The following is an 18,257-nucleotide window of genomic DNA, read 5'->3' as shown; positions in this document are numbered from 1 at the left end:
CCAAAACCCCAAGCCCCCCGTACCGGCAGGACCCGGGTACTCAACATTAGCTCATCGAAGCAACAACCCAGCGCTGCGATCCAGATTACACAAAGAAGACATCCGCGCGAAAAATGAATGATGGCATTTTGGCCTTTGTCACAGATTCTTCCGCCATAAAGACTTCTGGCGTGAGTGCGCTTAGTATCGGAACGACGTTTTCAGGGAATCAAAACATGACAGTCGATTGGATTTGCAAACACCACAGCGACCTGGGCAAGGAACAGCTATACGCCATTTTGCAGTTGCGTGCGCAAGTGTTCGTCGTCGAGCAGCAATGCGCTTATCAAGACGTGGATGGCCAGGACCTGGAAGGTGACACTTGTCACTTGATGGCCTGGGACAACAATCAACTGGTGGCCTATCTGCGGCTGCTCGACCCGGAACTGCAAGGCGGGGACGTAGTGATCGGTCGGGTGATCATTGCTCCACAAGCACGAGGTGCCGGGCTTGGACATGAGTTGATGGAGCAGGCATTGAAGCAGATTGAAGAACGCTGGCCGCAAACGCCGATCTACCTCTCGGCCCAGACGCATTTGCAGGGGTATTACGGGCGGTACGGGTTTGTCGTGACGGGTGAGGAATTTGTCGAGGATGGCATTCCACACATTGGCATGCGTCGTCCGTAAGGGCCTCTTCGCGAGCAAGCCCGCTCCCACATCAGATCAGCAGTGAACACAGATTTTGTGTGCGATAGAGATCAAATGTGGGAGCGGGCTTGCTCCGGGCGGCGTTCCGACGAAGGCGCCAGTCAATCCTCTGAAAAGATTTCAGGGATACTCCAGCACCGCCTTGATCTGCCGCAGATTACGCTCGATCCACCCGCGATCAATCGCCCCCCACTCGCGAATCCGATAGCGCCCCGCATGGTTGCGCGCGCCCTCTTCCTGCTCGAACTCACAAATGATATCCAGATCCGCCAACGCCGCGATGGTGTCCTGCGCCGTGCGCCGGGGCATGCCGGTGACCTCGGTCAGTGTCGGGACGCTGCTGGCCAGCCCGCTGTCGATAAGGTACGCCACGTACAACCGGCGATAGAAGCTGCTCTTGGTCTTGCTCACGTCCATCCAATGCTCCTTAAAAGATCGCAGCCTGCGGCAGCTCCTACAGATCCCGCCATGTCAGGTATACCCGCACATCAAATTCCACCTGGTGATAACCCGGCAGCATGTGTTCGCACAGTTTGTAGAACGCCTTGTTGTGGTCCGACTCCTTGAAGTGCGCCAGCTCATGCACCACGATCATTTTCAGGAACTCGGAAGGCGCCTCCTTGAAAAGCGAAGCGATGCGGATTTCCTTCTTGGACTTGAGCTTGCCGCCCTGCACCCGGGAAATCGTAGTGTGCAGGCCAAGGGCACGGTGGGTCAGGTCCAGACGGTTGTCGAACAGCACCTTGTCGATGGCCGGGGCATTACGCAGGTATTCCTGCTTGAGGTCCAGGGCATAGGTGTACAGCGCCTTGTCACTCTGCACCCCGTGCTTTTGCGGGTAACGCTGGCTCAGGTAGTCGCCCAGCCGACCGTCGGCGATCAGCTGGCGCACCTGATCCTGCAAGGTAGCGGGATAAGCCTGGAGATATTTCAACACGGTCATCGGGGCGGCAATACAGGTCACTGAAAGGTCGCCAGTGTAGCGAATTCAGCGAGGCAGCGCGCTCCAGTCAAACGGCTGGACAAAGGCCCCGGTGTCTTCGGCCATCAGCGGCCGGGCCACGAGAAAACCTTGCACATATGCACAGCCATTGGCTTGCAGCCATTCATACTGCGCGACGGTTTCCACCCCTTCGGCAATCACCAGCATCCCGAACTGTCTGCACAGGTCGATCACACTGCGCACCAGCGCCGCGTCCCTTGCCGACTCCGGCAACCGGGCGATCAAATGGCGGTCGATCTTGAGGGTATCCAGCTCCAGGTCACGCAGGTGCGTCAGGGAGCAAGGTCCGGCCCCGAAGTCATCCAATGCCACGCGTACGCCCAGATTGTGCAGCAGGCGCAATTGCTTGCGGGTTTCTTCGGGGTTGTGCATCAAGGCCTCTTCCGTGACCTCGACCTCCAGATGATGCGGTTGCAGGCCATGGCGCTCCAGCACCTGGCGCAACTCGGTGACCAGGTTGGGCATGCCGAACTGCGTACTGCTCAAGCTGACGCCGAGCACCAGGTCCTCGGCAAACAGGGATTCCCAGGCTTTACGCTGCCCGGCGCCGCGATGGTAGATCCAGCTGCCCAGGCGACTGATCAGCCGTGCCTCCTCCAGCAATGGCAAAAACAGCCCCGGCGGGACATCGCCAACGCTCGGATGCTGCCAGCGCAACAAGGCCTCGAAACCCCGAATCCGCCCGTCGGAAATCGCAACCTGAGGCTGATACACCAGATTGAAATCCCGATTCTCGATGGCTGTGCGCACACTTTCTTCCAGCATCAGCCGCGTGCGCGCCCGGCCGTTCATTTCATGATCGTAGAAACGATATTGTTGGCGGCCGGCACGCTTGGCTTCGTACATGGCGATGTCGGCCGCCCGCAGCATGCCGTCGAGATTGGCGCCACATTCAGGGAACGTGGCAATGCCGATGCTGGCACCCAGGGCGATATCGAGGCCATCGATCTGCTGACAGATCGACACTCGCTCGATCAGCTTCTCGGCAATCTTCGCCGCCTGCTCGGGGAACTCCAGATCCAGCAGCGCGGTGAACTCGTCACCGCCCATCCGCGCCAGAATGTCGAAGGGCCGCAGGCAAGCCTTCAACTGTTCGGAGACCCAGCGCAGCACCCGATCGCCGGCATCGTGCCCGAGGGAATCGTTGACTCGCTTGAAGCCGTCGAGGTCCAGGTACATCAAGACCCAGGAGCTGTTGGAACGCTCACCGCGCAACAGCAGGTTCTCTACGGTCTGGTAGAAACCCCGACGGTTGAGCAATCCGCTCAACGGATCGGTAACCGCCTGAAATTCCAGTTGTTGATGCAGATGGCGCACCACCGACATGTCCAGCACGGTCACAACCATCGCGTGTTGCTCGGCGGGCAATGGCGCGCAGGACAAGGCCACCGGCACCTGCTGGCCGGGCGCGGTTCGTAACTGGGCATCGTGCAGGCGCAAGGTTTCGCCGCGCTTGTATCCGGCCAGCAACTCGGAATCGGCCCAGATCGGGATATGCGGCTTTTGCAGGTAGTCCAGAAACTCCTTGCCTTGCAGTTCCTGCACCGTGGCATTGAGCAACCGTGACATCGCCGGATTGGCAAAACGAATCAGACCGTCCTCGCCCAACACCAGAATGCCTTCGGCTGCGTTATCCAGCACCGACGCATTAAAGGCACGAGCGGCTTCCAGATCGTGACTCAGACGCTGCAGGGCCCGACGGTTACGCTGGTGTTCGAGCAACGCCTGGACCTTGGGCGTGAAGATCTGTGGGTCGAACGGTTTGAACAGGTAATCCACCGCTCCACTGGCATAACCCTTGATCACGGCGTCCTGGGACTGTTCGTTGGCGGTCAGGAAAATGATCGGGGTGAGACGGGTTCGCTGGCTACCGCGCATCAGGCGTGCCACTTCATAACCGTCCATGCCCGGCATCTGCACGTCCAGCAGCACCAGGTCGATTTCGTGTTCAAGTAACAAGCCGAGAGCCTCGAAACCCGAGGTGGCAGTAATGACCCGCCAGCCCTGGCGCTGTAACAACGCGCGCATGCTGATCAGGTTTTCAGGGTAATCGTCGACGACTAAAAGGGTTGAGCCGCCTTCTACTGGCGTGGGTTGCGCGCATTCCATGCTGCTTCTCTAATTGCGGGGGTGTCAGGCCGGTTTCTCTTGAAAACCGGACAAATACTGTGCCCTCACTCTAGACCCGGTTCTGCAAAAGCAGAAGGTGTCAGTGAGCCACCACTTAATCATTGTGTCTTTTTACCGACTAACGGTCGAATGCCCAGTCCGGTGAAAACCCGAAAGATGGCATTTCGACAGGATGTTGACGTCAACCACCCGTCAGGGGAGCATTAACAAAATCCCCCGCTACGCTTATAAAGGCCGCCCCAAAGGTGCGGTCTAGAGCTTCTGGCACGCCCGTGCAGCATGAACCCAGTGGAAGAACCGACATGATCGACCTCGCAACCTGGAACCTCAGCGTTCCCGTTGGCAGCCCGCCGTACACCGTCGAAACCGCCAAACTGGTGGATGGCTTCAAGGATCAATACTTCCATTCCGACACCGGCACATTGTTTTTCTGGACGCCCGTGACCGGTTCCCGTACCGAAAACGCGATTTATCCGCGCACCGAATTGCGTGAAACCTACAGCAACGGCACGTTGAAAAACTGGTACTACCCGGAGGCCGACAATTTGTTGTATGCCACTTTGGCAGTAAACCAGGTGCCGAGTTCCGGGAAGGTCGTCATCGGCCAGATCCATGCCTATCAAAGCCAGAAACCTCTGGTGAAGGTCGAATACCAATACAAAACCAGTACAGGCACCGGCAATATCGTCGCCAAGGTCCGGATGCATCCCGATGACGATACTGGCCGGGTGATCATCGTTGCGACGGGGGTGAAACTCGACCAGGAGTTCAACTACCTCATACACCTCAGCCCCGGTGGCGCCTTGGGCATCAGCGCGGCAGGTTATCAGTGGGATACGCAAATCAGCACAACCTGGCGCGACAAACCGCTGTACTTCAAGGCCGGGGTCTATGTGCAGGACAACACCGGGTACACCACCGAAGGCGGCAAGGTGACCTTCAGCAAGCTGGATATCGATCACAATCAATAGCCCGATAGCCCGTGGCATACATTTCTCTGGCCCACAAAAAACCCGCCTCTCGACGGGTTTTTCATCAAGGCAGTTTAACGCTCAGGCTCAGTTGACCTTGGCGTTCAACTCACCTTTCAGGTAACGCTGATACATGCCTTCCAGCGAGATCGCCTTGATCTTCGAAGCGTTGCCGGCAGTGCCGAAGGCTTCGTAGCGAGCGATGCATACATCGCGCATGGCGGTGACGGTGGCGCCGAAGAATTTACGCGGGTCGAACTCGCTCGGGTTGGTGGCCATCAGGCGACGCATGGCGCCAGTGGATGCCAGGCGCAGGTCGGTGTCGATGTTGACCTTGCGCACGCCGTGCTTGATGCCTTCGACGATTTCTTCAACCGGTACGCCGTAGGTTTCCTTGATGTCGCCGCCGTACTGGTTGATGATCGCCAGCCACTCTTGCGGAACCGAAGACGAACCGTGCATCACCAGGTGAGTGTTCGGAATGCGCTTGTGGATCTCTTTGATACGGTCGATGGCCAGCACGTCGCCGGTAGGCGGCTTGGTGAACTTGTAGGCGCCGTGGCTGGTGCCGATGGCGATGGCCAGGGCATCCACCTGAGTGCGTTTTACGAAGTCAGCGGCTTCTTCCGGGTCGGTCAGCATCTGGCTGTGATCCAGGACGCCTTCGGCGCCGATGCCGTCTTCTTCACCGGCCATGCCGGTTTCCAGCGAACCCAGGCAGCCCAGCTCGCCTTCTACCGAAACACCACAGGCGTGAGCCATGGCGACGGTTTGCTGGGTAACGCGGACGTTGTAGTCGTAGTCGGTCGGGGTCTTGCCGTCTTCACCGAGGGAACCGTCCATCATCACCGAGCTGAAGCCCAACTGAATGGAGCGCTGGCAGACGTCAGGGCTGGTGCCGTGGTCCTGGTGCATGCACACCGGGATGTGCGGAAATTCTTCGATGGCAGCCAGGATCAGGTGACGCAGGAACGGTGCGCCGGCGTATTTGCGAGCACCGGCCGAAGCCTGGACGATCACCGGGGAGTCAGTCTTGTCAGCGGCTTCCATGATGGCGCGCATCTGCTCAAGGTTGTTGACGTTGAAGGCTGGAACGCCGTAGCCGAACTCGGCTGCGTGGTCCAGCATCTGGCGCATGCTGATAAGTGCCATTGTGTGTATCTCTCCCGGTTGAGGGTCGTTAATCGTGCCAGCCTGCCGGAGCGGCGGCGGCTATTCAAGTTTTTGCAGATCGGGGGTTAAGCCGGGCTGCGGATTCGGTGTTCTTCGTTTTACTCGGCCTTGCAACCACGGCCGATCAAATCATTGGTGGCGACCCAGTAAACCAAGCCTTCCTCACCTTTTATGTGGAACGCCAGCATGTCATTGCTGTACAGCGAACCCGATGCACCCGGTTCCTGCTTCAGGCGGTAGACCTGATCGGCACCGCCCAGGCGCACGTCGACTTCCCTGCGGCTGTCGTCGGTGTAGCGCCACAGCACCTTGGCCTGGCTGTCGCAGGTCCAGGCGGTCCAGTTATCCACAGGCGCGGACGACTGGAACGGGTTCAACTGATTGAACTGAGCACAACCGGCCAACAACGTCAGCGCCGCAACGGCGATAAAACCTTTCATCCGTGTCCCTCGACTGACGGCGCACGCTGCCAGCCCTGAGTAATGAGTCAGACCCGTCAAGGGCAGCCATGTTCCTTGGCGGGTGCCTGGGTCTCGTATTTGTCCAGGCCTTCCGGCCCGGAACGCTTGTTGAGCACCGGGTTGGTTTCCGCCTGCCAGTCAGCCTGGTAGCAGCCTTTGTCCGACTCGGACGGCGCAGGCTCCGGGGTGGCCTTCGGGTTACTCCCGCACGCCACCAGCGAACCTGCGACGATCAACAGCGCTAACGTCTTGACCATTTCAACACTCCCTGCCTGGTCAAACGGGCGACCCTCAGGCCTTGGCCCGGCTTTCCAGGACTTCAACGGCTGGCAGGACCTTGCCTTCGACGAATTCGAGGAACGCGCCGCCACCGGTAGAAATGTAGGAGATCTGCTCGGCCACGCCATATTTGTCGATGGCCGCCAGGGTGTCGCCGCCGCCAGCGATGGAGAACGCTGCGCTGTCTGCGATGGCCTGGGCCAGCACCTTGGTACCGTTACCGAACTGATCGAATTCGAACACGCCGACCGGACCGTTCCACAGGATGGTTTGCGACGACTTCAGCAGCTCGGCGAAGTTGGCAGCGGTCTGCGGGCCGATGTCCAGGATCATGTCGTCGGCAGCGACGTCAGCGATCAGCTTGACGGTCGCAACGGCGCTTTCGGCGAATTCCTTGGCAACCACCACATCTACTGGCAGCGGTACGCTGACCTTGGCGGCGATGGCGCGCGCGGTGTCCAGCAGGTCCGGCTCGTACAGGGATTTGCCGACCGGGTGACCGGCGGCGGCCAGGAAGGTGTTGGCGATACCGCCACCAACGATCAACTGGTTGCAGATCTGGCTCAGGCTGTTCAGCACGTCGAGTTTGGTCGACACCTTGGAACCGGCAACAATGGCCGCCATCGGCTGGGCCGGGGCGCCCAGGGCTTTGCCCAGTGCTTCCAGTTCAGCGGCCAGCAGCGGGCCGGCAGCAGCGACTTTGGCGAACTTGGCCACGCCGTGGGTCGAACCCTCGGCACGGTGAGCGGTGCCGAAGGCGTCCATCACGAACACGTCGCACAGGGCGGCGTATTGCCGGGCCAGTTCGTCAGCGTTCTTTTTCTCGCCCTTGTTGAAGCGCACGTTTTCGAACAGCACGATGTCGCCCGCTTTCACGTCGACACCGCCCAGGTAATCGGCTACCAGCGGCACTTCACGACCCAGGGCACGGCTCAGGTAGTCGGCGACTGGCTTGAGGCTGTTCTCGGCCGAGAACTCGCCTTCGGTCGGACGGCCAAGGTGCGAGCAGACCATCACGGCCGCGCCTTTTTCCAGGGCCAGCTTGATGGTCGGCAGCGAGGCCAGGATACGCGCATCGCTGGTGACAACACCGTCCTTGACTGGGACGTTGAGGTCTTCGCGGATCAATACGCGCTTACCTTGCAGATCGAGGTCGGACATCTTCAACACGGTCATGGGTCGCACTTCCTACGGTTTTTTTGAAGTTGCTGTTTGCAGATAGTGTTCTGCAACGTCCAGCATTCGGTTGGCAAAACCCCACTCGTTGTCGAACCAGGCCAGGATGTTCACCAGCCGTGGGCCGGAAACGCGGGTCTGACTGGCATCGACGATGGCCGAATGTGGGTCATGGTTGAAATCACAGCTTGCGTGAGGCAACTCGGTATAAGCCAGCAGGCCTTTGAGCGGGCCGCTGGTGGCGGCTTCGCGCAGGATCCGGTTGACCTCGGTGGCGTCGGTCGCGGTGGCGGTCTGCATCGTGATATCGAGGCAGGACACGTTGACCGTCGGCACCCGCACGGCTTTGGCCTGAATTCGGCCGGCAAGTTCCGGCAGCAGGCGCTCGATACCTCGCGCCAGACCGGTGGACACCGGAATCACCGACTGGAACGCCGAACGGGTACGGCGCAGGTCTTCGTGGTGGTAGGCATCGATGACCGGCTGATCGTTCATGGCCGAGTGAATGGTGGTGATCGACACGTAATCCAGACCAATGGCCTGATTCAGCAGACGCAACAACGGCACGCCGCAGTTGGTGGTGCAGGACGCGTTGGACACCAGCAACTCGTCGCCGGTCAGGCAATCCTGGTTCACGCCGTAGACGATGGTCGCGTCGACGTCCGTCTCGCTGGCCATCGGCTGGGAAAACAGCACACGCGGGGCGCCGGCGTCGAGGAAACGCTGGCCGTCTTCGCGGGTGTGGTAAGCGCCGGAGCACTCCAGCACCAGATCGACGCCCAGGGACGCCCAATCGATGCCTTCGGGGGTGGCACTGCGCAGGACCTTCACGCAGTCGCCATTGATATGCAGACAATCGCCGTCGACCTTCACTTCGCCGGGGAACCGGCCATGGGTGGAGTCGAAGCGTGTCAGGTATTCGATGCTGGCCATGTCCGCCAGATCGTTAATCGCGACAATCTCGAACCCAGCCGTCGAGCCTCGCTCGAACAACGCACGCAAGACGCAACGACCAATCCGGCCGTAGCCGTTGAGTGCAACTTTGTAGGGACGCGGTTGAGGCATGGGGTTCTCGATAGACGCGGGCGGATCGAAATCTCGTTAACTTCACAAACCCTGTAGGAGCTGCCGCAGGCTGCGATCTTTTGACCTTGATCTTAAAAACAAGATCAAAAGATCGCAGCCTTCGGCAGCTCCTACAGGGGACCGCGGTGGTCGTGAAACCACCGCGTCGTGCTTAGTCCTCCAGCAGCTCTTCAGCCTGACCCAGGATGTTTTCCAGGGTGAAGCCGAACTCTTCGAACAAGGCCGAAGCAGGCGCCGACTCGCCGTAGGTGGTCATGCCGATCACGCGGCCTTCCAGGCCCACGTACTTGTACCAGTAGTCCGCGTGAGCGGCCTCGATGGCGATACGGGCGCTGACCTGCAACGGCAGGACCGATTGCTTGTAGCCTGCTTCCTGGGCATCGAACACGCTGGTGCACGGCATGGAAACCACGCGAACCTTGCGGCCCTGCTCGGTAAGTTTGTCAAAGGCCTGAACGGCCAGGCCGACTTCCGAACCGGTGGCGATCAGGATCAGCTCAGGCTCGCCCGCGCAGTCTTTCAGCACATAGCCACCACGGCTGATGTCGGCGATCTGGCCGGCGTCGCGGGTCTGGTGCTGCAGGTTCTGACGGGAGAAGATCAGGGCCGAAGGACCGTCCTTGCGCTCCAGTGCGTATTTCCAGCTCACCGCCGATTCAACGGCGTCGGCTGGGCGCCAGGTATCGAGGTTCGGCGTGCAGCGCAGGCTGGCCAGTTGCTCGATTGGCTGGTGAGTCGGGCCGTCTTCGCCCAGACCGATGGAGTCATGGGTGTAGACGTGGATCACACGCTGCTTCATCAGGGCCGACATGCGTACCGCGTTGCGGGCATATTCCATGAACATCAGGAAGGTCGCGCCGTAAGGCACCAGGCCACCGTGCAGGGCAACACCGTTCATGATCGCGGTCATGCCGAACTCGCGCACGCCGTAGTACATGTAGTTGCCGCTGGCGTCTTCGGCGGTGACGCCTTTGCAGCCTTTCCACAGGGTCAGGTTGGAACCGGCCAGGTCAGCCGAACCGCCGAGGAACTCAGGCAGCAACGGGCCGAACGCGTTCAGGGCATTCTGGCTGGCTTTACGGCTGGCGATGGTTTCGCCCTTGGCCGCCACTTCGGCGATGTAGGCCGAGGCTTTTTCGCTGAAGTCAGCTGGCAGGTCACCGCTCAGACGACGCACCAGTTCGCTGGCTTCAGTCGGGAACGCGGCGGAGTAAGCGGCGAAACGCTGGTCCCACTCGGCTTCCACGGCGCGACCTGCTTCCTTGGCATCCCACTCGGCGTAGATATCGGCCGGAATTTCGAACGGACCGTGGTTCCATTTCAGCGCCGCACGGGTCAGGGCGATTTCCGCGTCACCCAGTGGAGCGCCGTGGCAATCTTCCTTGCCTTGCTTGTTCGGCGAACCGAAACCGATGGTGGTCTTGCAGCAGATCAGGGTTGGCTGCTCGCTTTTACGTGCAGTGTCGATCGCCGTCTTGATTTCTTCCGGGTCGTGACCGTCGACATTGCGGATCACTTGCCAGTTGTAGGACTCAAAACGCTTCGGCGTATCGTCGGTGAACCAGCCTTCGACTTCGCCATCGATGGAGATGCCGTTGTCATCGTAGAAGGCGATCAGCTTGCCCAGGCCCAGGGTACCGGCCAGGGAAGCGACTTCGTGGGAAATGCCTTCCATCATGCAGCCATCACCCAGGAACACATAGGTGTGGTGGTCGACGATGTTGTGGCCAGGACGGTTGAATTGCGCCGCCATGACTTTTTCAGCCAGGGCAAAACCCACGGCGTTGGCCAGGCCCTGGCCCAGTGGACCGGTGGTGGTTTCGACGCCCGGGGTGTAGCCGAGTTCCGGGTGGCCCGGGGTGCGGCTGTGCAGTTGACGGAACTGCTTCAGGTCGTCGATCGACAGGTCGTAGCCGGTCAGGTGCAGCAGCGAGTAGATCAACATCGAGCCGTGGCCGTTGGACAGCACGAAGCGGTCACGGTCGGCGAACGATGGATTGCTCGGGTTGTGCTTGAGGTAGTCGCGCCAAAGTACCTCGGCGATATCCGCCATACCCATCGGGGCACCGGGATGGCCGCTGTTGGCTTTTTGCACGGCATCCATGCTGAGGGCACGAATGGCGTTGGCACGCTCACGACGGCTAGGCATCGCTGTTCTCCTGGGGGCTTGAATAAAACGAAACGGAAAAAAGGCGAGCATTTTCCCTCACCGGGACGCCTCGGGGCAATGACAGATAGTCATCTGAAGGCGTTTTTCCAATGGATAACGACGGTTTCGCTTGGTGAAACCTTTCCGCCATCCGTTTGTTGACAGAAGCTAACGTTAAGAAGTGCCATCTATCGAGCAATATCAAAACTTTTTGATATTGCTCTTGCGATGCCTTCGACCCGTGACTAGACTGCCGGCCTTATGAATTTACGCGTGCCATCCATTCAACACGACGATTGCGATGAGCTGGCGGCCTTGTGCAAGGCTGGCGGCGATCCTCTGCGGTTGAATGTTTTACGCGCACTGGCCAACGACTCGTTCGGCGTACTGGAGCTGGCGCAGATCTTCGGCATCGGTCAGTCAGGCATGAGCCACCACCTCAAGGTACTGGCCCAGGCCGACCTGGTGGCGACGCGCCGCGAAGGCAACGCGATTTTCTACCGTCGCGCCCTGCCCCACACCGAACTGCCGGGTGGCAAATTGCACGCCGCCTTGCTCGAAGAGGTGGACAACCTGACGCTGCCGACTGACGTACAGTCGCGCATCGCTCAGGTCCATGGGCAACGGGCGGCCGCCAGCCAGGACTTTTTCTCACGGGTGGCGGAAAAGTTTCGCGCCCAGCAAGACTTGATCGCCGGCCTGCCGCAATACCGCGAAAGCGTGGTGGCCCTGCTCGACAAGCTGAGTTTTGACAAAGACGCCACGGCCATTGAAGTCGGCCCCGGAGACGGCGCATTCCTGCCGGAACTGGCGCGCCGCTTCGCGCAGGTGACGGCGCTGGATAACAGCAGCGCAATGCTCGAACTGGCGCGCCAGGTCTGCGAACGCGACAAGCTGACTAACGTTAGTCTGCAATTGGCCGATGCATTGAACGGCGTCAGCCTCAAGGCCGATTGCGTTGTACTGAACATGGTGCTGCACCATTTTGCCGCGCCGGCCGATGCGCTCAAGCACATGGCCAATTTGCTGCAATCAGGCGGTAGCCTGTTAGTGACAGAGTTATGTAGCCACAACCAGAGTTGGGCCAAGGAGGCCTGCGGTGATCTCTGGCTGGGGTTTGAACAGGACGATCTGGCCCGTTGGGCCACCGCTGCGGGACTCGTTCCCGGGGAAAGCCTCTATGTAGGCTTACGTAATGGTTTCCAGATCCAGGTCCGCCATTTTCAGCGACCGGCTGGCGACACTCACCATCGGTAATTTCAGGAAAACATCGAGATGAGCGAATACTCCCTTTTCACCTCCGAGTCCGTGTCTGAAGGGCATCCGGACAAAATCGCCGACCAGATTTCTGATGCGGTGCTGGACGCCATCATTGCTGAAGACAAGTTCGCCCGTGTGGCGTGCGAGACTCTGGTGAAAACGGGCGTGGCCATCATCGCCGGCGAAGTCACCACTTCGGCCTGGGTTGACCTGGAGCAGATCGTTCGTGACGTGATCACCAACATCGGCTACACCAGCTCCGACGTCGGCTTCGACGGCGCGACCTGCGGCGTGATGAACATCATCGGCAAGCAGTCCCCCGACATCAACCAGGGTGTCGACCGTGCCAAGCCTGAAGATCAAGGCGCCGGCGACCAGGGCCTGATGTTCGGCTACGCCAGCAATGAAACCGACGTTTTGATGCCAGCACCGATCACGTTCTCGCACCAGCTTGTACAAAGGCAAGCCGAAGCCCGCAAATCCGGCCTGCTGCCCTGGCTGCGCCCGGACGCCAAGTCGCAAGTGACCTGCCGTTACGAAAACGGCAAGGTTGTCGGCATCGACGCCGTCGTTCTGTCGACCCAGCACAACCCTGAAGTGTCGTACAACGACCTGCGCGAAGGCGTGATGGAGCTGATCGTCAAGCACGTGCTGCCTGCCGAACTGCTGAGCAAGGACACCCAGTTCCACATCAACCCGACCGGCCAGTTCATCATCGGCGGCCCGGTGGGCGACTGCGGCCTGACCGGTCGCAAGATCATCGTCGACAGCTACGGCGGCATGGCCCGTCACGGCGGTGGCGCGTTCTCCGGCAAGGATCCATCGAAGGTTGACCGTTCGGCGGCCTACGCCGGTCGTTATGTGGCCAAGAACATCGTCGCTGCCGGCCTGGCCGAGCGCTGCGAGATCCAGGTGTCCTACGCCATCGGCGTTGCCCAGCCGACGTCGATCTCGCTGAACACCTTCGGCACCGGCAAGATCAGCGACGACAAGATCGTCAAACTGGTCCGCGAAGTATTCGACCTGCGCCCATACGCGATCACCACCATGCTCGACCTGCTGCACCCGATGTATCAGGAAACCGCTGCGTACGGCCACTTCGGTCGCACCCCGGCGACCAAGACCGTGGGTGACGACACCTTCACCACGTTCACCTGGGAAAAAACCGACCGCGCCGACGCCCTGCGTTCTGCTGCCGGCCTGTAAGGATTCCCCGCAACACCCGAAGCCCCGCACGGTTCGCGCCCTGCGGGGCTTTTTTATTGGGATTCGCTTTACACCGCGTCGCAGCCTGCTCGCGAAGTGGCCAGCACAGCTACCGGAAATACCCGGCAAAAACACCCCTCTGCGCGCCACCCCATACTGACCTAGCCTTCACGCACCTCACCGAGCAAGGACGCTCAAGATGCTTCCCGACCTGCGCCTGTTTTTCGCCGTTCTACTGACCGTTACCTATCTGACCGCCAGCGCCGCCGAGTGCCCGGCCTGGCCACCCGAACGCGCCCGGAACGAAGTCGACAAAATGCAACAGCAAATCGACCTCTGGGACGACAGCTATCACCGCCTGGGACGTTCACTGGTCGCCGATGAACTCTACGACCAGTCCCGCGCGCGACTCACCCAATGGCGCCACTGCTTCAACCTGAGCCCGTCCGCAGACCCCTTGCGCACCGCGCGCGGCACCTTGCCCCACCCCATCGTCCACACCGGCCTGGACAAGCTGCACGATCGGCCCGCCGTGGAAAAATGGCTGCGTGACCGGGTGGACGTCTGGGTCCAGCCTAAAATCGATGGTGTGGCGGTGACCCTGGTTTACCGCAACGGCCTGTTGGCCCAGGCAATCAGTCGTGGTGACGGCCAGAGCGGTCAGGACTGGACGGTTCCTGCGCGGCTGATTCCGGCCATCCCGCAACAGCTATCGCAGGCCCGGGACTTGATCGTGCAAGGCGAACTGTATTGGCGCCTGACCGATCATGTGCAGGCCCGGGCCGGCAGCCTCAATGCCCGCGGCTCGGTGGCCGGCCTGATGGCGCGCAAGGTCTTGAGCGCCGAACAGGCCGCCAACATCGACTTGTTTGTCTGGGACTGGCCCCAAGGGCCGTCGAGCGTGCCCGAGCGTGCCGCGGCGCTGACTGCGCTGGGCTTCCCGAATACCACGGCATACAGCCAGCCAATTACTTCAGTCATCGATGCCGAACGCTGGCGCGAACACTGGTATAGCTCCCCCCTGCCCTTTGCCAGCGACGGTGTGGTCCTGCGTCAAAACCAGCGCCCAGCCGCCGAACGCTGGCAGGCCAGGTCACCCTACTGGGCCATTGCCTGGAAATACCCCTTCGCCAAGGCACTGGCCGAAGTCCGCCAGGTTCACTTCAAAATCGGCCGGACCGGGCGGATCACTCCGGTACTTGAACTGACCCCGGTGAAGCTCGATGACCGGCAGATCAAACACGTCAGCGTCGGTTCGTTGCAACGCTGGCAGACGCTGGACATCCGCCCGGGTGATCAGGTTGCCATCAGCCTGGCCGGGCTGACCATTCCCAGGCTCGATAGCGTTGTATTGCGCAGCAGCGAGCGCGCCGAATTGAACGCACCCCTGGCAGAGGACTTTCATTCATTGAGTTGCTGGCAACCGACTCCAGGCTGCGAGAGCCAGTTCCTCGCGCGCCTGACCTGGCTCAGCAGCAAACAGGGCCTGGCGCTGCCCAATGTGGGTCCGGGGACTTGGGAAAAACTTCTTGCAACAGGTCGCCTGAACAGTCTGCTGGATTGGTTGACCCTCGATGCCCAAGAGCTTGCTACCATTGACGGTTTCGGCGAGCGCAGTGCGCTTCGCCTTGCGGACAGCTTCAGCCAGGCCCGGCAACGCCCGTTTATACACTGGCTCAAAGCCTTGGGATTACCGCCGACAGGCCAGGCGCCTCTCGGCGACTCATGGCAGGCACTGGCCCGGCGCGACATCGAACAATGGCGGGCCGCGGCCGATATCGGGCCAGGGCGCGCAGCGCAACTGAACGCTTTTTTCCGCGATCCGCAGGTTCTGGCCTTGAGTGAAACGTTACGTGATGCGGGGATTGACGGCTTTTAGCGGTCGACCCTGCACCCACCGGGAACCCCAGGAGACCGCTGGGCTCCAACAAGCCATTGCCACACCGGTCTGCTTGCTTTCCTACATGGAGCTTTTATGAAACTTCTTTCACCGCTCGCCCTGTTGACCCTTTGCAGCGTGCTGGCCACCCCGTTGATGGCGGACGAGGAAGCGCCGGGGCTGACCGGTTGCGCCGCCAAGAAGCAAGGTATCGTCAACCAGATCGAATTGGCCAAGGTCCACGGCAATGCCGATCAGCAGGCCGGGCTGGAAAAGGCCCTGAGCGAAGTCGAAGCCAACTGCACCGACGCCTCGCTGAAGAAGGAACGGGAAAACAAGGTGCTCGACGCCAAGCACGAAGTCAGCAAGCGTCAGGCGGACCTCGACAAGGCCATGAGCAAAGGCGACCCCGACAAGATCAACAAGCGCAAAGACAAACTCGCCGATGCCCGCAAGGAATTGCAGAACGCATTGGATGAGCTGGATAAGTAAGAACGGATAACGAACAAAGAGCTTTGGTATTGCCGAAGCAGCCTTCGTCAGACCGAGCAACACCAATCAATGATCCCGAAACGCCTTATGACAAGCACTGCAAGCATCTTCGACTTTCTGCACCGCCGGCCCCAGATTGCTAGCCTTGTAGGGCTGGACCTGGCTGGCAATCACCAATTCACCGGTGGCGCCTTCAAGGTCACGGGCCATTGCCTGAAAACGTGTCTGTTGCTCCCAGACATCGCTCTTGGCGCTGGTGTGATCCTCTTCGCGCACTTGCGGAAAATGCTGCCACGGCTCACGGGACAACGCATCGAGCTTCACCGCGCCTTCGGCGAACTTAGGACCATCGAACGCAATGCGTCCACGCAACATGCCGCCCAGGTCTTCGCCAGTTTTGAGCATCTGCTTGAAAATGGCCTTGCGCTGGCCGAGCGGCGAGTTGGGGTCGATACCGCCACAAGCGGACAGCGTCAGGCAGGCCAGCAATACAACAGAAAGTCTTTTAAGAGTCATGGTGGCTTCAGGTCACGGGAAACGGCGGCCAGTATCCTCGCGTCATCGGCAAAGACCAATAGCCCTATTATCAACAAGGGTTGCTTGAGCACATGGAGCGCTCAGGCAACCGGCAAAGGAATCACTCCATGAACAGCCGTTTCAAGGCATGGCGTCACAGCCTGGCCTGGACCCTGCCGATGGTGGCCCTGCTCGCAGGCTGCACCGGTGGCGACAAACAACAACCGAAAACCCACGCCCTGGCCACCTACTCCAGCGCCACATGGGAAGCACTGCCGGCGGTGTCCGACAGCGATCTGGTCGCCGGTTTCGGCTCCTGGCGCAGCGCCTGCACCCGACTCAAGGCGGACCCGGTCTGGGGTGGCACCTGCGCCGCGGCTGCCAACGTGCCGCAAACCGCCAGCGACATTCGCGGTTTTCTCCAGCAGAACCTCGATGTCTATGGCCTGCGCGCCGCCAACGACAACCCCAACGGCCTGATCACCGGCTACTACGAACCGGTCTATCCCGGGAGCCTGACCCAGACCGGCGCTGCCAATGTCCCGGTCTATGGCGTCCCCGAAGACATGATCATCGTCGCCCTCGACAGCATTTACCCGGAACTCAAGGGCAAGCGCCTGCGCGGGCGACTCGAAGGTCGCGTGCTCAAGCCGTACGACGATGCGGCAACCATCGAGAGCAAAGGGGTCAACGCGCCGGTCGTGGCCTGGCTGACCGACCCGATGAACCTGCAGTTCCTGCAAATCCAGGGGTCGGGTCGTATCCAGCTCGACAATGGTCGCCAGCTGCGCATCGCTTACGCCGATCAGAACGGCCATCCGTATCGACCGATCGGCCGCTGGCTGGTGGAACAGGGCGAGTTGAAAAAAGAAGACGTGACCATGGGCGCCATCAGCACCTGGGCCAAGGCCAATCCTTCGCGCATTCCCGAACTGCTCGGCAGCAACCCCAGCTACGTGTTCTTCACCCGAAACCCGGACAGCAATGAAGGTCCGCGCGGCTCGCTGAACGTACCGTTGACCGCCGGCTACAGCGCGGCGGTGGATCGCAAGGTGATTCCGCTGGGCAGTCTGTTGTGGCTGTCCACTACAAAACCGGACGGCACGGCCCTGGTTCGCCCCGTGGCAGCGCAGGACACTGGCGGCGCCATTGCCGGCGAGGTTCGGGCAGATCTGTTCTGGGGTACCGGCGATGCGGCCGGGCAACTGGCCGGGGACATGAAACAGCAGGGACAGATCTGGATGCTCTGGCCCAAAGGTGCAGTGCTACCGCAAGTGCCGCAGGTGGCGGACAAACTTTAACGTCAAAAGATCGCAGGCTTCGCCAGCTCCTACAGGCACATTCGACACCCGGTAGGAGCTGGCGAAGCCTGCAATCCTTTGATCTTGCCTTTAAACCGACGCCACAAAGAAACTCACGATCAACCCCATCCCCACCAACCACATCAACGACCGCAGCGTCGCCAGGTCCGTCAGATAGAAAATGATGTAGAGCAGACGACTGGTGATGAACAACACCGACAACACATTGATTGTCACCAATTCGGCGTTGCCCGCCAGGTGCGCCACGATCACCGCGGCTGCGAACGCTGGCGTCACTTCAAAACTGTTCAGCTGCGCCGCATTCGCCCGCTTGCCCAACCCCTCCAGGGAATCGAGAAACCCTCGTGGATCATGATTGTCTTTCAGTCTGTACCCGCCACTGACCTTCGCGACACCCGTGCACAGATATGGCAGGAAGATCGCAATCAAAATGCACCACAGAGCAACCGTCATAAAGCAGTCCCT

The 18,257-nt window shown here is 60.4% G+C and carries 18 protein-coding genes; 7 read left to right on the top strand and 11 right to left on the bottom strand.

What is annotated here, in order from left to right; all coding sequences use genetic code 11:
- The first annotated feature begins 215 nt into the window (after positions 1 to 215).
- Positions 216 to 668, top strand: coding sequence for a GNAT family N-acetyltransferase (locus tag ACM6IT_RS08975; RefSeq protein ID WP_056726543.1), 453 nt, complete (start codon positions 216 to 218; stop codon positions 666 to 668).
- Positions 669 to 809: 141 nt separating this feature from the next.
- Here the strand turns inward: ACM6IT_RS08975 and ACM6IT_RS08970 are convergent, their stop codons facing one another.
- From ACM6IT_RS08970 to ACM6IT_RS08960, 3 genes are read right to left on the bottom strand one after another with little or no spacing between them, the layout of a single operon-like run.
- A complete protein-coding gene (locus ACM6IT_RS08970; RefSeq protein WP_008050237.1) occupies positions 810 to 1,106 on the bottom strand; it encodes a winged helix-turn-helix domain-containing protein in 297 nt (98 codons plus the stop codon).
- A 37-nt stretch (positions 1,107 to 1,143) separates the two neighbouring features.
- Positions 1,144 to 1,632 carry a M48 family metallopeptidase gene (locus ACM6IT_RS08965; RefSeq protein WP_046039320.1) on the bottom strand — a complete coding sequence of 163 codons (489 nt, stop codon included), beginning with the start codon at positions 1,630 to 1,632 and terminating at the stop codon, positions 1,144 to 1,146.
- Positions 1,633 to 1,677: 45 nt separating this feature from the next.
- On the bottom strand, positions 1,678 to 3,801 hold the full coding sequence (locus tag ACM6IT_RS08960) for a putative bifunctional diguanylate cyclase/phosphodiesterase (protein WP_223541339.1): 2,124 nt from the start codon (positions 3,799 to 3,801) through the stop codon (positions 1,678 to 1,680).
- A gap of 323 nt (positions 3,802 to 4,124) precedes the next feature.
- Between ACM6IT_RS08960 and ACM6IT_RS08955 the strand changes: the two genes are divergently transcribed.
- The gene (locus ACM6IT_RS08955; RefSeq protein WP_056726541.1) at positions 4,125 to 4,793 is read left to right on the top strand and encodes a polysaccharide lyase family 7 protein; all 669 of its coding nucleotides are present in this window, start codon (positions 4,125 to 4,127) and stop codon (positions 4,791 to 4,793) included.
- An 87-nt stretch (positions 4,794 to 4,880) separates the two neighbouring features.
- On the opposite strand, the gene fba is transcribed toward ACM6IT_RS08955, so the two are convergent.
- The 6 genes from fba to tkt form a co-directional block, all read right to left on the bottom strand.
- Positions 4,881 to 5,945 (bottom strand): class II fructose-bisphosphate aldolase, encoded by a 1,065-nt coding sequence (gene fba / locus ACM6IT_RS08950; RefSeq protein ID WP_007981624.1) that lies wholly within the window; start codon positions 5,943 to 5,945, stop codon positions 4,881 to 4,883.
- A 119-nt stretch (positions 5,946 to 6,064) separates the two neighbouring features.
- Positions 6,065 to 6,406 (bottom strand): MliC family protein, encoded by a 342-nt coding sequence (locus tag ACM6IT_RS08945; protein WP_414917826.1) that lies wholly within the window; start codon positions 6,404 to 6,406, stop codon positions 6,065 to 6,067.
- A 56-nt stretch (positions 6,407 to 6,462) separates the two neighbouring features.
- Positions 6,463 to 6,684, bottom strand: a complete 222-nt coding sequence (locus ACM6IT_RS08940; RefSeq protein WP_056726539.1) for a hypothetical protein — start codon at positions 6,682 to 6,684, stop codon at positions 6,463 to 6,465.
- A 34-nt stretch (positions 6,685 to 6,718) separates the two neighbouring features.
- Entirely contained in the window at positions 6,719 to 7,882 is a 1,164-nt protein-coding gene (locus ACM6IT_RS08935) for a phosphoglycerate kinase (protein ID WP_056726538.1), read from the bottom strand.
- A 12-nt stretch (positions 7,883 to 7,894) separates the two neighbouring features.
- Positions 7,895 to 8,947 (bottom strand): erythrose-4-phosphate dehydrogenase, encoded by a 1,053-nt coding sequence (gene epd, locus ACM6IT_RS08930; protein ID WP_056726537.1) that lies wholly within the window; start codon positions 8,945 to 8,947, stop codon positions 7,895 to 7,897.
- A 172-nt stretch (positions 8,948 to 9,119) separates the two neighbouring features.
- Positions 9,120 to 11,117, bottom strand: coding sequence for a transketolase (gene tkt, locus ACM6IT_RS08925; protein WP_056726536.1), 1,998 nt, complete (start codon positions 11,115 to 11,117; stop codon positions 9,120 to 9,122).
- Between the two features lie 261 nt (positions 11,118 to 11,378).
- Here tkt and ACM6IT_RS08920 point away from each other — a divergent pair, with 261 nt between their 5' ends.
- From ACM6IT_RS08920 to ACM6IT_RS08905, 4 genes are all read left to right on the top strand, one after another.
- On the top strand, positions 11,379 to 12,374 hold the full coding sequence (locus ACM6IT_RS08920; RefSeq protein WP_056726535.1) for an ArsR/SmtB family transcription factor: 996 nt from the start codon (positions 11,379 to 11,381) through the stop codon (positions 12,372 to 12,374).
- A gap of 18 nt (positions 12,375 to 12,392) precedes the next feature.
- Complete coding sequence (gene metK, locus ACM6IT_RS08915; RefSeq protein WP_008050251.1) at positions 12,393 to 13,583, top strand: methionine adenosyltransferase; 1,191 nt, start codon at positions 12,393 to 12,395, stop codon at positions 13,581 to 13,583.
- Positions 13,584 to 13,782: 199 nt separating this feature from the next.
- Entirely contained in the window at positions 13,783 to 15,462 is a 1,680-nt protein-coding gene (ligB, locus tag ACM6IT_RS08910; RefSeq protein ID WP_414917825.1) for an NAD-dependent DNA ligase LigB, read from the top strand.
- A gap of 96 nt (positions 15,463 to 15,558) precedes the next feature.
- Positions 15,559 to 15,954 (top strand): DUF1090 domain-containing protein, encoded by a 396-nt coding sequence (locus ACM6IT_RS08905; protein ID WP_056726532.1) that lies wholly within the window; start codon positions 15,559 to 15,561, stop codon positions 15,952 to 15,954.
- A gap of 66 nt (positions 15,955 to 16,020) precedes the next feature.
- On the opposite strand, the gene ACM6IT_RS08900 is transcribed toward ACM6IT_RS08905, so the two are convergent.
- Positions 16,021 to 16,470 carry a c-type cytochrome gene (locus ACM6IT_RS08900; RefSeq protein ID WP_056726531.1) on the bottom strand — a complete coding sequence of 150 codons (450 nt, stop codon included), beginning with the start codon at positions 16,468 to 16,470 and terminating at the stop codon, positions 16,021 to 16,023.
- Positions 16,471 to 16,598: 128 nt separating this feature from the next.
- On the opposite strand from ACM6IT_RS08900, the gene ACM6IT_RS08895 reads away from it, so the two are divergent.
- Complete coding sequence (locus ACM6IT_RS08895; protein WP_414917824.1) at positions 16,599 to 17,771, top strand: murein transglycosylase A; 1,173 nt, start codon at positions 16,599 to 16,601, stop codon at positions 17,769 to 17,771.
- A gap of 90 nt (positions 17,772 to 17,861) precedes the next feature.
- Here ACM6IT_RS08895 and ACM6IT_RS08890 read toward each other — a convergent pair whose 3' ends face one another.
- Positions 17,862 to 18,245 (bottom strand): MAPEG family protein, encoded by a 384-nt coding sequence (locus ACM6IT_RS08890; protein WP_056726529.1) that lies wholly within the window; start codon positions 18,243 to 18,245, stop codon positions 17,862 to 17,864.
- Positions 18,246 to 18,257 lie beyond the last annotated feature (12 nt).

This window comes from Pseudomonas sp. IT-P4 (genome assembly GCF_949767755.1).
GTDB classification, from domain to species: Bacteria; Pseudomonadota; Gammaproteobacteria; order Pseudomonadales; family Pseudomonadaceae; genus Aquipseudomonas; species Aquipseudomonas monachiensis.
This window is presented reverse-complemented; position numbering and strand designations above follow the sequence as displayed.

Coding starts and splice junctions, on each gene's coding strand:
- ACM6IT_RS08945 (WP_414917826.1), bottom strand. CDS start 6,406: ATGAAAGGTTTTATCGCCGTTGCGGCGCTGACGTTGTTGGCCGGTTGT.
- ACM6IT_RS08895 (WP_414917824.1), top strand. CDS start 16,599: ATGAACAGCCGTTTCAAGGCATGGCGTCACAGCCTGGCCTGGACCCTG.
- tkt (WP_056726536.1), bottom strand. CDS start 11,117: ATGCCTAGCCGTCGTGAGCGTGCCAACGCCATTCGTGCCCTCAGCATG.
- ACM6IT_RS08905 (WP_056726532.1), top strand. CDS start 15,559: ATGAAACTTCTTTCACCGCTCGCCCTGTTGACCCTTTGCAGCGTGCTG.
- ACM6IT_RS08935 (WP_056726538.1), bottom strand. CDS start 7,882: ATGACCGTGTTGAAGATGTCCGACCTCGATCTGCAAGGTAAGCGCGTA.
- ACM6IT_RS08900 (WP_056726531.1), bottom strand. CDS start 16,470: ATGACTCTTAAAAGACTTTCTGTTGTATTGCTGGCCTGCCTGACGCTG.
- ACM6IT_RS08890 (WP_056726529.1), bottom strand. CDS start 18,245: ATGACGGTTGCTCTGTGGTGCATTTTGATTGCGATCTTCCTGCCATAT.
- ACM6IT_RS08960 (WP_223541339.1), bottom strand. CDS start 3,801: ATGGAATGCGCGCAACCCACGCCAGTAGAAGGCGGCTCAACCCTTTTA.
- ACM6IT_RS08965 (WP_046039320.1), bottom strand. CDS start 1,632: ATGACCGTGTTGAAATATCTCCAGGCTTATCCCGCTACCTTGCAGGAT.
- metK (WP_008050251.1), top strand. CDS start 12,393: ATGAGCGAATACTCCCTTTTCACCTCCGAGTCCGTGTCTGAAGGGCAT.
- ACM6IT_RS08975 (WP_056726543.1), top strand. CDS start 216: ATGACAGTCGATTGGATTTGCAAACACCACAGCGACCTGGGCAAGGAA.
- ACM6IT_RS08940 (WP_056726539.1), bottom strand. CDS start 6,684: ATGGTCAAGACGTTAGCGCTGTTGATCGTCGCAGGTTCGCTGGTGGCG.
- ACM6IT_RS08920 (WP_056726535.1), top strand. CDS start 11,379: ATGAATTTACGCGTGCCATCCATTCAACACGACGATTGCGATGAGCTG.
- ACM6IT_RS08970 (WP_008050237.1), bottom strand. CDS start 1,106: ATGGACGTGAGCAAGACCAAGAGCAGCTTCTATCGCCGGTTGTACGTG.
- epd (WP_056726537.1), bottom strand. CDS start 8,947: ATGCCTCAACCGCGTCCCTACAAAGTTGCACTCAACGGCTACGGCCGG.
- ACM6IT_RS08955 (WP_056726541.1), top strand. CDS start 4,125: ATGATCGACCTCGCAACCTGGAACCTCAGCGTTCCCGTTGGCAGCCCG.
- ligB (WP_414917825.1), top strand. CDS start 13,783: ATGCTTCCCGACCTGCGCCTGTTTTTCGCCGTTCTACTGACCGTTACC.
- fba (WP_007981624.1), bottom strand. CDS start 5,945: ATGGCACTTATCAGCATGCGCCAGATGCTGGACCACGCAGCCGAGTTC.